We start from the raw sequence: 12,458 nt of genomic DNA, 5'->3' as shown, positions 1-12,458 counted from the left end.
CTGCCCTCATCCCGCGAAATCGGGCTGCTGCAGCAGCGCCTGCGCCAGGCGCGGGTCTTCCAGCTTGCCGGCCCACCACTGCAGCGCCTTGCCGCGGTTGCTGGTGCGCCAGGCCACCTTGAAGTTGCCCGGCGCGCGCACCTCGACGGTCTCGCGCGCCTGCAGCACGCCGCTCTCGATGTGCGGTTGCGCCATCGGCGCCGGCAGCCAGCCACAGCCCAGCCCGCGGATCTGCGCTTCGAGCTTGTCGCGCATGGTCGGCACCACCAGCACGTCCTGCCCGGCCAGCACGCCATGGGTGCGGGCCGGCAGATTGCGCGAGGTATCGCCCACCGCGACGATGCGGTGTTTGGCGATCTGGATGGTGGTGAGCGGGCCTTCCTCGGTGGCGAGCGGGTGGTGCGCGGCCACGGCGAACACGAACGGCATCGACCCCAGCGGCCGGATCTGGAAGCCCTGCGTGCTGGGCGCATCGTAGGCGCCGCCGATCACCAGGTCGGCGCGGTTGCTGACCAGTGCGTCCCACGCACCGCCCAGCACTTCCTTGGAAAAGCGCAGCCGGGTGGCGGAGTTCTCGGCATAGAAGTCGTGGATCACCGGCAGCAGCGCGCGGAAGTTGATCAGGTCGTCGACCACGATGGTGAGGGTGGCCTCCCAGCCGGTGGCCAGGCGCTTGACGCGCCGGGCCAGGTCATCGGCAGCGTGCAGCAGATGGCGGCCCTCGTCCAGCAGCGCGCGGCCCGCGGGCGTGAGTTCGGCGCGGTGGCGGCGCCGGTCGAACAGCAGCACGTCCAGGTCTTCTTCCAGCTTGCGCACCACATAGGTCAGCGCGGAGGGGACCTTGCCCATTTCGTGCGCGGCGGCGGCAAAGCTGCCCTTGCGTTCGATGGCGTCGAGGACTTCGAGGGATTCTAGCGAGAGGGCCATGTTCAGAAATTCTGAATGACTGCTTCTAAGGCGATCCCCGTAAATATACGCCTGAAGGCCTAAACTGCCTAGCATCCAAAGCGAAAACGTATGCCGCCACACGGTTCTCCAGACAGTGCTGTCGGCGAAAAGGCTCAAGGAGGGCCATCAAAATGATTGAAATCAGAAAGTCTGCAGAGCGTGGGTACGCCGATCACGGCTGGCTGAAGTCCTATCATTCGTTCTCGTTCGCCGACTATTACGACCCTCAGCATGTGCAGTTCGGGCCGCTGCGCGTGATCAATGAAGACCGCGTCGCGCCGGGCATGGGCTTTGGCACCCATGGCCACCGCGACATGGAAATCATCAGCTACGTGCTGGAAGGCGAGCTGGCGCACAAGGACAGCATGGGCAACGGCAGCGTCATCCGCCCGGGCGACGTGCAGCGCATGAGCGCCGGCACCGGCGTGCGGCATTCGGAGTACAACCATGCCGCGCACGACACCACGCACTTCCTGCAGATCTGGATCATGCCGGCCGAGAACGGCATCGATCCCGGCTACGAGGAAAAGCACTTCGAGGCGGCCGACAAGCGCGGCAAGCTGCGCCTGGTGGCCAGTGCCGACGGTGCCGATGGCTCGGTGCTGGTGCACCAGGACATCCGGCTCTATGCCGGCCTGTTCGACGGCGACGAGGCTGCCACGCTGGCGCTGGCGCCGGGACGCCGCGCCTATGTCCACGTGGCGCGCGGGCGGGTGACGGTCAACGGCAAGGCGCTGGAGGCCGGCGACGCGGCCCGGCTGGAAGAGGTGGCCGAGGTCGCGCTGTCCGGCGGCGATGGCGCCGAAGTGCTGGTGTTCGACCTGCCCTGACCGCGTTCCACGGCCCGATGCGAGAGCCCGCCCCATGGCGGGCTTTTGCTTTTGGGCGGTGCACCGGGGTGCCCGTGCGTAGCGCTGTGCTATCTTCTCGCTATGCATTGCGCCTGTGCCGGCACTTCGCCGGCGAGCCCGCGCCGGCAGCCAGCAGGGGCCGGCGTGCCCTTGGAACACCCCGTACCAAGATGACCTTTGTTTCCATTCTCCTGGCGCTAATTGCCGAGCAGTTCCGCGCCCTGGGCCGCAACAACCCGATCTACGAGATCGTGCGCGCCCTCGGCGACCGCGCCGAGCACGCCTTCGACACCGGCCGCCCGCGCGACGCCGCGCTGGCGTGGCTGACCGTGGTGCTGCCGCTGACCCTGGCGGTGATCGTGGTGCACTACCTGTTGGCGTCGATCAGCGTGGCGCTGACGCTCGCGTGGAATGTGCTGGTGCTGTACATGACGCTGGGCTTCCGCCAGTTCAGCCACTACTTCACCGATATCCACGAGGCGCTCAACCGCGACGACGTCCATACCGCGCGCACGCTGCTGCACGAGTGGACCGGGCTCGACACCGTCGAGATGCCGGTGTCCGAAATCGTGCGGCATACGCTGGAAGCGGCGATCATCGCCGTGCACCGGCACGTGTTCGGCGTGTTCTTCTGGTTCCTGGTGCCGGTCGGCCCCGGCGGCGTGGTGCTGTACCGCACGGCCGAATACCTGGGCCGGCACTGGAACCTGCCGTCGACCGAGCGCAGCCCCGCGCTGGGCCGTTTCGCCGCGCGCGCCTTCTACCTGCTGGACTGGATCCCGTCGCGGCTGACCTCGATCGGCTTTGCCATCGTCGGCAACTTCGAGGACGCGGTCTACGCCTGGCGCAACCATGCGCGCAAGTGGAACGATGCCGTCAACGGCATCCTGCTGGCGAGCGGAGGCGGGGCTTTGGGCGTGCGGCTGGGCACGCCGCTGGCCGAGGACGATTCCACGGTGGTGCTGCGCACCAGCGTGGCTGGCCCGGCGGTGGACTATGCGCCCGGCATGGAAGATGCCGACGGCGCCAACGGCGGCCCGGAACCGGCGCCGCCCGAGTTCGGCACCGAGCCCGGCGTGCGCACGCTGCAGTCGGCGGTGGGGCTGGTGTGGCGCGCGGTGGTGTTGTGGATGCTGCTGCTGGCGATGGTGTCGCTGGCGCTGTGGGTGGGTTGAGCAAGTCAGGTTAGTCGCGCGCCGCGCCGCAGCGCCAGCATGCGCCGAACTGCGCCTCGTGCCATTCGCCGCAACGGTCGCATTGCCAGTTGGGCCCCGGCACGGGGTTGGCCGCGGCATTGAGCACCGCCCACGCCTGTGCCTCCATCTCGTCGTCCACCAGCCACACCTGCGGCGCGCTCTCGCGGAACGGGATCTCGCCGGTCGCGCCGGCCAGCCAGGTATTGCGCAGCTCCGCCCGGATGCCGGCCGCGCGCAGCACGTTGCGGCAATGGGCGGCGTGGACGAGCGACGTGGCGGACAGCAGCAGTTTCATGACAGCGCACCGGGAACCCAGGTGCGCTTACCTTACCACGGCTTCTGCTGGCTGGATTCGTGCAGCAGCTGCGTGTAAAGCTGGTGCCGGCGTTCCGAGATATCACCCGATGCCACCGCCGCCAGCACGCCACAGCCGGGCTCGTTGACGTGATGGCAGTTGTAGAAGCGGCACGCCGTCAGCAGCGGGCGGAACTCGGGGAAGGCGCGTTCCAGCATCCCTTCGCTGAGATGGTAAAGGCCGAATTCCTGGAACCCGGGCGAATCAATCAGCGCCCCCTGGCGGCCATCAACGGTACCCCAGTCCTGCGGCAGGTGGTAGAGCCGGGTGAAGGTGGTGGTGTGCTTGCCGGAATCCAGCTTGGCCGAGATCTCGCGCGTCTGTGCGTCGACGCCGGGGATCAGCAGGTTCAGCAGCGAGGACTTGCCCATGCCCGATTGCCCGATCAGGATGCTCGCCAGTCCCGCCACGCGCGGTTGCAGCGCGGCCAGTGCCTGCGCCGGGTCGGCGCGCACCGACAGCTCAAGCGTCTCGTAGCCTAGCCCGCGGTACAGCGCCAGGCGGCCGCGCGCCTCTTCCAGGCGTTCGGGCAGGTCGGTCTTGTTGAGCACCACCAGCGGCCGGATCCCGAGCGCCTCGGCCGAGACCAGCGCGCGCCCGAGCAGGTCTTCGGAAAAGCCGGGCTCGGTGGCCAGCACGATGATGACCTGGTCGATGTTGGCGGCCAGCAGCTTGGACTTGAACTGGTCCGAGCGGTGCAGCAGGTTCTTGCGCGGCGCGACCCCGGTGATCACGCACTGGTCGGCGGCGGCGCGTTCTACGCTGACGTGGTCGCCCACCGCGCAGTCGCTTTTCTTGCCGCGCGGGAAGGCGTGCATGCGCGCGCCGTCCGCCAGCTCGACCACGTAGTGGCGGCCATGGGCGGCGACGATCAGCGCGGATTCGGTGAGGGTGCCGGCGTGGGTGCCGCCGCCGGCGTTGCGGTGACGCGTGGCGCGGCTCATGCGTGCGCCAGCAGGCGGTCGATCCGCTGTGCCGCGGGCGGATGCGAGTAGTAGAAGGCGCTGTAGAGCGGGTCGGGCGTCAGCGTGGAGGCGTTGTCCTTGTACAGCTTCACCAGCGCCGACACCAGGTGGCCGGCATCGGTCTGGTCGGCGGCGAAGGCATCGGCCTCGAATTCATGGCGGCGCGACGACTGGCTCGACAGCGGCCCCAGCAGGAAGGTGAAGACCGGCAGCGTCAGGAAGAACAGCACCAGCGCCAGCGCGCTGTTGGACACGCCCAGGTTGGGCGCCACCCCCAGCCCGGTGTAGAACCAGCTGCGCGTCGCCAGCCAGCCCAGCAGTGCCAGGAACACCAGGCTCAGCGCGAAGGTCACGGCGATGCGCTTGGCCACGTGACGGCGCTTGAAGTGGCCCAGCTCGTGCGCCAGCACCGCCTCGATCTCGTCGCCCGACAGGCGCGACAGCAGCGTGTCGAAGAAGACGATGCGCTTGGCGGCGCCGAAGCCGGTGAAGTACGCATTGCCGTGCGCACTGCGCTTGCTGCCGTCCATCACGAACAGCCCCTTGCTGGCAAAGCCGCAGCGCTGCATCAGGCTCTCGATGCGCTGGCGCAGCGACGCGTCGTCGAGCGGCTCGAACTTGTTGAACAGCGGCGCGATAAAGGTGGGGAACACCACCAGCAGGAACAGGTTGAACGCCATCCACACCAGCCAGGTCCACACCCACCACAGCGAGCCGGCGCGATCCATCAGCCACAGCACCGCCAGCAGCAGCGGCAGGCCCAGCGCGCTGGCCACCAGCAGCATCTTGACCAGGTCGGCCAGCCACAGCCCGAACGTCATCTTGTTGAAGCCGAAGCGCTGCTCGATGCCGAACTGGCCATACAGCGAGAACGGCAGGTCGACCAGTCCGCCGATCAGCGCCACGCTGGCGACCAGCGCCACGCCGTAGGCATAGCCAGGGCCGAACACACCCAGCCAGAACTGGTTGAGCCACTGCAACCCGCCCAGCATGGTGAAGGCGATTAGCACCGCGGCGCCGGCCAGCACCTCCAGCATCGACAGCCGCGTGCGCGCGATGGTGTAGTCGGCGGCCTTCTGGTGCGAGGCCAGGCTGATGGTGTCGGCAAAGCGCGCCGGCACGGCATGGCGGTGCTGCGCGACATGGCGCACCTGGCGCGCGGCCAGCCACAGCTTGGTCAGCACCATCAGCACCAGGGCGGCGAGAAAGACAATCGTGAACATCGGCAAGCGCCTTGTGGGTGCGGGCGCCCGCCGTTGCAGTCGACGAGTGCCCGTGGGGACCGTCCCGCGGGGTGGGCAGGCAGCGGTCCGGGAATTCCGGAAACGGCGCCGCGCTGGTGCGCAGGCAGCCGTCCCGGACGGATATGCGAGAATTATAAATTGTTCGTGCCCGGCCCCGCCGTGGCCGCTTTTCCCAAAATCTCTCTCTGCCGCAGTCCCGATGACAAGCCAAGCCGCCGCCAAATCCGTCAAAAGCGAAAACAACCTGATCTGGCTGGACATGGAAATGACCGGCCTGCAGCCGGATACCGACCGCATCATCGAAGTGGCGGTGGTGATTACCGACTCCGAGCTCAATATCCTGGCCGAAGGCCCGGTGCTGGTGATCCACCAGAGCGATGCCGTGCTCGACGGCATGGACAACTGGAACAAGGGCACCCACGGCCGCTCGGGCCTGATCGACAAGGTCAAGGCCTCGACCCTGACCGAAGAGCAGGCCGAGGCCGAGCTGCTTGCCTTCCTCAAGCGCTGGGTGCCGGCGGGCAAGTCGCCGATGTGCGGCAACTCGATCTGCCAGGACCGCCGCTTCATGGCGCGCTACATGCCCAAGCTGGAAGCGTTCTTCCACTACCGCAACCTGGACGTGTCCACGCTCAAGGAACTGTGCAAGCGCTGGGAGCCGGCCATCCACAAGGGCTTCGTCAAGCGCCAGCTGCACACGGCGCTGGCCGACATCCTGGAGTCGGTCGAAGAGCTGCGCTACTACCGCACGCACTTTATCCGCCACGCCGCGCCCGGCGCGACCCCTTCCGCCGCCTCCCCCGAGGCCCCGGCCCCCGGCACGCCGGCGCAATAAGCGGAGCGCGGCTCCCGCAAGCACTCCACCATTCCCGGCGCGCCTTCCCTTGCTGGCGGCGCGTTGCCCGTTCGCCTGCCCATGTTCGAGCGCATCGTCTCCATCATCACGCCGGTCATCCTGATCATCCTGGTCGGGTGGCTGTACGGGCGCAAGGCCCATCCGGACATGGCGGGCATCAACCGCGCCACGCTGGACGTGATCGCGCCGCTGCTGGTGGTGTCGGCCTTCGTCAGCAAGGACTTCGTGCTGGCCGACCAGCTGGTGCTGCTGGGTTGCGCGGTGGCGGTGGTGCTGGGCTCGGGGGTGCTGGCGTGGGGGCTGGCGCGGTGGATGAAGGTCGATCCGCGCACCTTCGTGCCGCCGATGATGTTCAACAACTGCGGCAATATGGGCTTGCCGCTGTCCGTGTTCGCCTTCGGCCCGGCCGGGCTGGCGCCCGCCGTGGCGCTGTTCGCGGCGTCGAACCTGATGCACTTCACCATCGGCATGAAGATCGTCAACCGGCATGCGTCGCTGGCGCAGATCGCACGCAACCCCATGGTGCTGGCAACCGTGGCGGGCGTGGCGCTGGCGCTGGCGCGGCCGTGGTTCACGCTGCCGGACCCGGTCTACCAGTCGGTCAAGCTGCTGGGCGATGCCACCGTGCCGCTGATGCTGTTTGCGCTGGGCGTGCGCATGAAGGACGTGAGCCTGCGCAACTGGGGCATGGGGCTGGTTGGCGCGGCGGTGTGTCCGCTGACGGGCATCGCCGTGGCGCTGGGGCTGGCGCACTGGGTGCCGCTGACCGAACTGCAGCGCGGCCTGCTGTTCGTGTTCGCGGCGTTGCCGCCGGCGGTGCTGAATTTCCTGGTGGCGGACCATTTCCGGCAGGAGCCGGACCAGGTGGCGTCGATCGTGCTGCTGGGCAATATCGCCGCGGTGGCGTTCGTGCCGGTGGGGCTGTACCTGGGCTTGCGCTGAGGCGGCAGGCCCGCGCGGCGCTTGCCGGCGGGCATGGAGTTGTCCGTCAGGCCGCGGGCTTGGCCCGCACGGCGTTCTTGGGACGCCAGGCCTTGACGATGGCCTCGTCGGTTTCCATGTAGGGGCCACCGATCAGGTCGATGCAATACGGCACCGCGGCAAAGATGCCTTGCACCACCGGCTTGCCGTCGGCGTCACGCAGGCCTTCCAGCGTTTCGCGGATCGCGCGCGGCTGGCCGGGCAGGTTGATGATCAGCGCGGCGCGGCTGGCGGTCTCGCGGATCACCGCCACCTGGCGCGACAGGATCGCGGTCGGCACGAAATGCAGGCTGACCTGGCGCATCTGCTCGCCAAAGCCCGGCATCTCCTTGGTGCCCACGGCCAGCGTGGCCTCGGGCGTCACGTCGCGGCGCGCGGGGCCGGTGCCGCCGGTGGTCAGCACCAGGTCGCAGCCGGCCACGTCGACCAGCTCGATCAGCGTGCGCGAGATCTGCGCCGGCTCGTCGGGGATCAGCCGCTCCACCGCCTGCCAGGGCGAGGTCAGCGTGCGCCCGAACCACTCGCGCAGCGCCGGGATGCCCTCGTCCTGGTAGGTGCCGGCCGAGGCGCGGTCCGAGATCGAAACGAAGCCGACGACGAGTTCGTCGGGATGGTGGCGGACAACCGGCTGGGTGGTCTGGGTCATGCCTCGGGCTCCGGATGGTCGGGGTTTGTTTCCTCGGCGGCGCGGCCCTTGCCGTCCTTCAGGTCCAGCGCCGTCTTGATCGCCTGGAACAGCTCGCGGAAATAGCGCGGGGGCTTGCCCAGCTCTTTTTCCTTGCGCGCGTTGCGGATGGTGTTGCGCAGCGCCTGCACGTCGATGCCGGGATGCTCGCCGAGGAAGCGCGTCAGCGCCGCGTCTTCGGCCAGCAGCAGCTCGCGCCAGCGCTCGATCAGATGCATGCGGGCGGTTTCGGCCTTGCTGGTGCCCTTGAAGCCTTCCAGCGCTTGCCGGATCACCTCGACCTCTTCATCCTCGAGGCCGCGCATGATCTTGCCGACGTACTGCATCTGGCGGCGCTTGCCTTCGTGGCTGGTGATGCGGCGCGCCTGATGGATGGCATCGGCGAGCGCCTCGGGCATCGGCACGCGTGCCAGGCGGTCCTTGGCCAGCGCCTCGAGTTCTGCGCCAAGGTCTTGCAGGGCGGTCATGTCGCGCTTGCGCTGCGACTTGCTTTTCGGTTCGTCGTCTTCCGGCTCGGGGGCAAAGCCTCCGGGAAAGCGCGCGCCTTGGGAGTTACGGGAATTTCGCGTCATGCCCGGCATTTTATCTTGCTATGATTGCCGCTTGGACTTTTGATGACACCCGCCCAGCATGGACCAGATCGCCGAACAGACCGCGCATTTCACCTACACCCAGGCCCAGCTCAGCGAGATGGCCGCCGATGTGCTGCGGGTGGCACGCGAGCTGGGGGCGACCGACGCCGCCACCGAGATCTCCGAAGGCAGCGGCCTGTCGGTGTCGGTGCGCAAGGGCCAGGTCGAGACCATCGAGCAGAACCGCGACAAGGTGGTCGGGGTCACGGTGATGATCGGCAAGCGCCGCGGCAACGCCAGCACCTCGGACTTCTCGCCGGCCGCGCTGCGCGCCACTGCCGAGGCGGCCTACAACATCGCCCGCTTCACCGCCGAGGATGACTGCGCCGGCCTGGCCGAAGAGGAACTGCTGGAGCGCGCGCCGCAGGACCTGGACCTGTTCCACCCGTGGGCGCTCGACGCCGAAGCCGCGATCGACATCGCCACCCGCGCCGAGGCCGCCGCCTTCGCGGTATCGCCGCGCATCCGCAACAGCGACGGCGCCAGCGTCTCGGCCCAGCATTCGCAGTTCGTGCTGGCGACCACGCGCGGCTTCAGCGGCGGCTATCCGTATTCGCGCCATTTCATCTCGTGCGCGCCGATCGCCGGCAGCGGCAGCGGCATGCAGCGCGACGACTGGTATTCGTCCAAGCGCTCGCCGCTGGCGCTGGCCGCGCCCGAGGACATCGGCCGCTACGCCGCCGAGCGCGCGCTGGCGCGGCTGCAGGCGCGCAAGCTGACCACGCGCCGCTGCCCGGTGCTGTTCGAGGCGCCGCTGGCCGCGGGGCTGCTGGGCGCCTTCGTGCAGGCCGTCTCGGGCGGGGCGCTGTACCGCAAGTCCACCTTCCTGTGCGATTCGCTGGGCCAGACCGTGTTCGCCCCGCATGTCCAGATCCATGAACAGCCGCATGTGCCGGGTGCCATGGGCAGCGCCCCGTTCGACGAAGAGGGCGTACGCACGCGCGAGCGCGACGTGGTCAAGGATGGCGTGGTGCAGGGCTATTTCCTCTCCACCTATTCGGCGCGCAAGCTCGGCATGCAGACCACCGGCAATGCCGGCGGCTCGCACAACCTGACGCTGTCGAGCAGCCTGACCCAGCCCGGTGACGATTTCCCGGCCATGCTGCGCAAGCTGGGCACTGGCCTGCTGGTGACCGAACTGATGGGGCAGGGCGTCAATTACGTGACCGGCGACTATTCGCGCGGCGCATCGGGCTACTGGGTCGAGAACGGCGTGATCCAGTACCCGGTCGAGGAAATCACCATCGCCGGCAACATGGCGGAGATGTTCAAGCAGATCGTCGCGATCGGCGCCGATGCGCTGGTGCGCGGCACCAAGGAAACCGGCTCGATCCTGCTCGAACAGATGACGATCGCGGGGAACTGAGCGGCATCGGCTCCCAGAAAAAAAGCGGGCCAAAGCCCGCTTTTTTTATTTCATGCGCCGCTCACGATTCTTGCGAAGGCGGCCGCTCGTACGTGACGAAGGCGTAGTCGAAGCCGTTCGCTGCCGAATGATGGGTCTCGCGCGCGGTTTCGATCCACTGGGTGCGGTCGATCTCGGGGAAAAACGCGTCGCCCTCCACGTCCGCATCGATCTCGGTCACCACCAGCCGGTCCGCGCTCGGCATGGCTTCGGCATACAACTGTGCGCCGCCGATCAGGAAGATCTGCTCGGCGCCCACGCACAGGCGCTGGGCGTCTTCCAGCGACGGTGCCACCTCGGCGCCCTCGAGGCGCAGGTCGGGGTTGCGGCTGACCACGATATTGCGGCGCCCCGGCAGCGGGCGGCCGATCGAATCCCAGGTCTTGCGCCCCATGATCACGGGCGCGCCCATGGTGGTGCGCTTGAAGTGCGCCAGGTCTTCGGGCAGGCGCCACGGCAGCGTGTTGTCGCGGCCGATGGTGCCGTTGCGGGCGCGGGCTACAACCAGGGTCAGCAGCGTCATACGGCCACCGGTGCCTTGATGGCGGGATGCGACTGGTAGCCGGCCAGTTCGAAGTCTTCGTAGCGGTAGTCGAAGATGCTGTCGGGCCGGCGCAGGATCTTCAGTTGCGGCAGCGCCAGCGGCTCGCGCGCCAGCTGCGTCTGCACCTGCTCGAAATGGTTGTTGTACAGGTGGCAGTCGCCGCCGGTCCAGATAAAGTCGCCCACTTCCAGCCCGGTCTGCTGCGCCATCATGTGGGTCAGCAGCGCATAGCTGGCGATATTGAACGGCACCCCCAGGAAGATGTCGGCGCTGCGCTGGTACAGCTGGCACGAGAGCCGGCCGTCGGCCACGTAGAACTGGAAGAACGCGTGGCAGGGCGGCAGCTTCATGCGCGGGATGTCGGCCACGTTCCAGGCCGACACGATCAGCCGGCGCGAATCCGGGTTGGCGCGGATCTGCGCCACCAGCTCGGTGATCTGGTCGATATGGCGGCCGTCCGGCGCGGGCCACGAGCGCCATTGCGAGCCGTAGACCGGGCCCAGTTCGCCGTGCTCGTCGGCCCACTCGTCCCAGATCGTGACGCCGTGCTCCTGCAGCCAGCGCACGTTGGTCGAGCCCTGCAGGAACCACAGCAGTTCATAGATGATCGACTTCAGGTGCAGCTTCTTGGTGGTGACCACCGGGAAGCCTTCGCGCAGGTCGAAGCGCATCTGGTAGCCGAACACCGAGCGCGTGCCTGTGCCGGTGCGGTCGGCCTTGTCGGTGCCATGCTCGTAAACATGGCGCATGAAGTCGAGGTACTGTTTCATCGGCGCGGGGCGGGATGGAAGAGGTGGCGCGGGCGCCTGGGCCCGCAAAGCTGGCATTTTAAAGCAAGACGGGCCGCCCCTCCGGGCGGCCCGTCCTTTGCGGCAGGGCCAGGGCACGGGGCCCTGGCGCCGGAGGCAGGCTTAGTGGCTGCCAGCCGGCTCCTGCTGCTGCTCGCGGCGCTTCTGCACCAGGTAGCCGGCGCCCAGCACGCCGCCGACGATCAGCACGTACAGGCCCCAGTTGATCACCGGGTTGGCTTCGAAGAACGCCTTGATCATCGGCTCGTGCACGATCATCTTGACCGCCGTGAAGGCCAGCACGCCGGCGCCCAGGTAGATGATGACCGGGAAGCGGGCCATCAGCTTGAGCACCAGGCTCGAGCCCCACACCACGATGGGGATGCTGATCAGCAGGCCCAGCACCACCAGCAGGAAGCTGCCGTGCGCGGCGCCGGCCACGGCCAGCACGTTGTCAACGCCCATCACCGCATCGGCGATGATGATGGTCTTCATCGCGCCCCACAGCGTCGAGGCACCGGTGCCATGCTCGTCGCCGTCGCCTTCGTCGGACAGCAGCTTGTAGGCAATCCACACCAGCGCCAGGCCGCCCACCAGCATCAGGCCCGGAATCTTCAGCAGCCAGACCACGCCGATCGTCATGGCCGAGCGGACCACCACGGCACCCACGGTACCCCAGATAATGGCCTTCTTCTGCAGGTGGGGCGGCAGGTTGCGTGCCGCCAGCGCGATCACGATGGCATTGTCCCCGGCCAGCACCAGGTCGATGACGACGATGGACAGCAGCGCCGTCAGGAATTGCATCGTGAACAGATCGGTAAACCACTCCATGAACTCTCCTCAGGTACGAATCAGCGCAAGCGCGCGCATTGGGTTCGCCTGGATTCACGTGCACGGAGCATGGGGGCGCCTTTGCAAACCATGAAGTCCAGGTTGCAAAGGTCTTGCTCGACCACTGGCGCGGTATGCGCGCCGGTAGTCAGCACAACCGGGGACTGCTGTCCCGGA

At 67.8% G+C, this 12,458-nt stretch carries 14 protein-coding genes; 5 read left to right on the top strand and 9 right to left on the bottom strand.

Annotated features, from left to right (window positions below):
- Positions 1-6: 6 nt before the first annotated feature.
- Positions 7-927 (bottom strand): LysR family transcriptional regulator, encoded by a 921-nt coding sequence (locus RALTA_RS10705; RefSeq protein WP_025585240.1) that lies wholly within the window; start codon positions 925-927, stop codon positions 7-9.
- 152 nt (positions 928-1,079) lie between these two features.
- On the opposite strand from RALTA_RS10705, the gene RALTA_RS10700 reads away from it, so the two are divergent.
- Together RALTA_RS10700 and RALTA_RS10695 are read left to right on the top strand one after the other, a co-directional pair.
- Entirely contained in the window at positions 1,080-1,778 is a 699-nt protein-coding gene (locus RALTA_RS10700; RefSeq protein ID WP_012353445.1) for a pirin family protein, read from the top strand.
- A 191-nt stretch (positions 1,779-1,969) separates the two neighbouring features.
- On the top strand, positions 1,970-2,974 hold the full coding sequence (locus tag RALTA_RS10695) for a CobD/CbiB family protein (protein WP_012353444.1): 1,005 nt from the start codon (positions 1,970-1,972) through the stop codon (positions 2,972-2,974).
- A 10-nt stretch (positions 2,975-2,984) separates the two neighbouring features.
- Here RALTA_RS10695 and RALTA_RS10690 read toward each other — a convergent pair whose 3' ends face one another.
- Genes RALTA_RS10690 through RALTA_RS10680 form a run of 3 tightly spaced genes read right to left on the bottom strand, consistent with a single transcriptional unit; the run spans position 2,985 to position 5,538 of the window.
- Positions 2,985-3,290 (bottom strand): putative signal transducing protein, encoded by a 306-nt coding sequence (locus RALTA_RS10690; protein ID WP_012353443.1) that lies wholly within the window; start codon positions 3,288-3,290, stop codon positions 2,985-2,987.
- A gap of 32 nt (positions 3,291-3,322) precedes the next feature.
- On the bottom strand, positions 3,323-4,294 hold the full coding sequence (gene rsgA / locus RALTA_RS10685; protein WP_012353442.1) for a ribosome small subunit-dependent GTPase A: 972 nt from the start codon (positions 4,292-4,294) through the stop codon (positions 3,323-3,325).
- On the bottom strand, positions 4,291-5,538 hold the full coding sequence (locus RALTA_RS10680; RefSeq protein ID WP_012353441.1) for a M48 family metallopeptidase: 1,248 nt from the start codon (positions 5,536-5,538) through the stop codon (positions 4,291-4,293). The genes rsgA and RALTA_RS10680 overlap by 4 nt, the downstream gene beginning before the upstream one ends.
- Positions 5,539-5,758: 220 nt before the next feature.
- Here RALTA_RS10680 and orn point away from each other — a divergent pair, with 220 nt between their 5' ends.
- Together orn and RALTA_RS10670 are read left to right on the top strand one after the other, a co-directional pair.
- Positions 5,759-6,394, top strand: a complete 636-nt coding sequence (gene orn / locus RALTA_RS10675) for an oligoribonuclease (protein WP_012353440.1) — start codon at positions 5,759-5,761, stop codon at positions 6,392-6,394.
- Between the two features lie 81 nt (positions 6,395-6,475).
- A complete protein-coding gene (locus RALTA_RS10670; protein ID WP_025585246.1) occupies positions 6,476-7,357 on the top strand; it encodes an AEC family transporter in 882 nt (293 codons plus the stop codon).
- 46 nt (positions 7,358-7,403) lie between these two features.
- Here RALTA_RS10670 and mog read toward each other — a convergent pair whose 3' ends face one another.
- Together mog and yjgA are read right to left on the bottom strand one after the other, a co-directional pair.
- Entirely contained in the window at positions 7,404-8,042 is a 639-nt protein-coding gene (gene mog, locus RALTA_RS10665) for a molybdopterin adenylyltransferase (RefSeq protein ID WP_012353438.1), read from the bottom strand.
- On the bottom strand, positions 8,039-8,653 hold the full coding sequence (yjgA, locus tag RALTA_RS10660; protein ID WP_277915475.1) for a ribosome biogenesis factor YjgA: 615 nt from the start codon (positions 8,651-8,653) through the stop codon (positions 8,039-8,041). Before yjgA ends, mog begins: the two co-directional genes overlap by 4 nt.
- Positions 8,654-8,711: 58 nt before the next feature.
- Here yjgA and pmbA point away from each other — a divergent pair, with 58 nt between their 5' ends.
- Entirely contained in the window at positions 8,712-10,079 is a 1,368-nt protein-coding gene (pmbA, locus tag RALTA_RS10655) for a metalloprotease PmbA (RefSeq protein ID WP_012353436.1), read from the top strand.
- Between the two features lie 61 nt (positions 10,080-10,140).
- On the opposite strand, the gene RALTA_RS10650 is transcribed toward pmbA, so the two are convergent.
- The 3 genes from RALTA_RS10650 to RALTA_RS10640 all read right to left on the bottom strand — a co-directional run bounded on the left by RALTA_RS10650 (position 10,141) and on the right by RALTA_RS10640 (position 12,281).
- Positions 10,141-10,641, bottom strand: coding sequence for a dihydrofolate reductase (locus RALTA_RS10650; protein WP_012353435.1), 501 nt, complete (start codon positions 10,639-10,641; stop codon positions 10,141-10,143).
- A complete protein-coding gene (locus RALTA_RS10645) occupies positions 10,638-11,432 on the bottom strand; it encodes a thymidylate synthase (protein WP_025585250.1) in 795 nt (264 codons plus the stop codon). The genes RALTA_RS10650 and RALTA_RS10645 overlap by 4 nt, the downstream gene beginning before the upstream one ends.
- Before the next feature lie 141 nt (positions 11,433-11,573).
- Complete coding sequence (locus tag RALTA_RS10640; RefSeq protein WP_012353433.1) at positions 11,574-12,281, bottom strand: TerC family protein; 708 nt, start codon at positions 12,279-12,281, stop codon at positions 11,574-11,576.
- Positions 12,282-12,458 lie beyond the last annotated feature (177 nt).

The organism is Cupriavidus taiwanensis LMG 19424, from assembly GCF_000069785.1.
GTDB classification, from domain to species: Bacteria; Pseudomonadota; Gammaproteobacteria; order Burkholderiales; family Burkholderiaceae; genus Cupriavidus; species Cupriavidus taiwanensis.
Note: the sequence above shows the minus strand (reverse complement) of the source record. Positions and strands in the feature narration are given on the sequence as shown.

What these genes read in the sequence shown, in the direction of transcription:
- RALTA_RS10705 (WP_025585240.1), bottom strand. Translation starts at nt 927, where the DNA reads ATGGCCCTCTCGCTAGAATCCCTCGAAGTCCTCGACGCCATCGAACGC.
- RALTA_RS10700 (WP_012353445.1), top strand. Translation starts at nt 1,080, where the DNA reads ATGATTGAAATCAGAAAGTCTGCAGAGCGTGGGTACGCCGATCACGGC.
- RALTA_RS10695 (WP_012353444.1), top strand. Translation starts at nt 1,970, where the DNA reads ATGACCTTTGTTTCCATTCTCCTGGCGCTAATTGCCGAGCAGTTCCGC.
- RALTA_RS10690 (WP_012353443.1), bottom strand. Translation starts at nt 3,290, where the DNA reads ATGAAACTGCTGCTGTCCGCCACGTCGCTCGTCCACGCCGCCCATTGC.
- rsgA (WP_012353442.1), bottom strand. Translation starts at nt 4,294, where the DNA reads ATGAGCCGCGCCACGCGTCACCGCAACGCCGGCGGCGGCACCCACGCC.
- RALTA_RS10680 (WP_012353441.1), bottom strand. Translation starts at nt 5,538, where the DNA reads ATGTTCACGATTGTCTTTCTCGCCGCCCTGGTGCTGATGGTGCTGACC.
- orn (WP_012353440.1), top strand. Translation starts at nt 5,759, where the DNA reads ATGACAAGCCAAGCCGCCGCCAAATCCGTCAAAAGCGAAAACAACCTG.
- RALTA_RS10670 (WP_025585246.1), top strand. Translation starts at nt 6,476, where the DNA reads ATGTTCGAGCGCATCGTCTCCATCATCACGCCGGTCATCCTGATCATC.
- mog (WP_012353438.1), bottom strand. Translation starts at nt 8,042, where the DNA reads ATGACCCAGACCACCCAGCCGGTTGTCCGCCACCATCCCGACGAACTC.
- yjgA (WP_277915475.1), bottom strand. Translation starts at nt 8,653, where the DNA reads ATGACGCGAAATTCCCGTAACTCCCAAGGCGCGCGCTTTCCCGGAGGC.
- pmbA (WP_012353436.1), top strand. Translation starts at nt 8,712, where the DNA reads ATGGACCAGATCGCCGAACAGACCGCGCATTTCACCTACACCCAGGCC.
- RALTA_RS10650 (WP_012353435.1), bottom strand. Translation starts at nt 10,641, where the DNA reads ATGACGCTGCTGACCCTGGTTGTAGCCCGCGCCCGCAACGGCACCATC.
- RALTA_RS10645 (WP_025585250.1), bottom strand. Translation starts at nt 11,432, where the DNA reads ATGAAACAGTACCTCGACTTCATGCGCCATGTTTACGAGCATGGCACC.
- RALTA_RS10640 (WP_012353433.1), bottom strand. Translation starts at nt 12,281, where the DNA reads ATGGAGTGGTTTACCGATCTGTTCACGATGCAATTCCTGACGGCGCTG.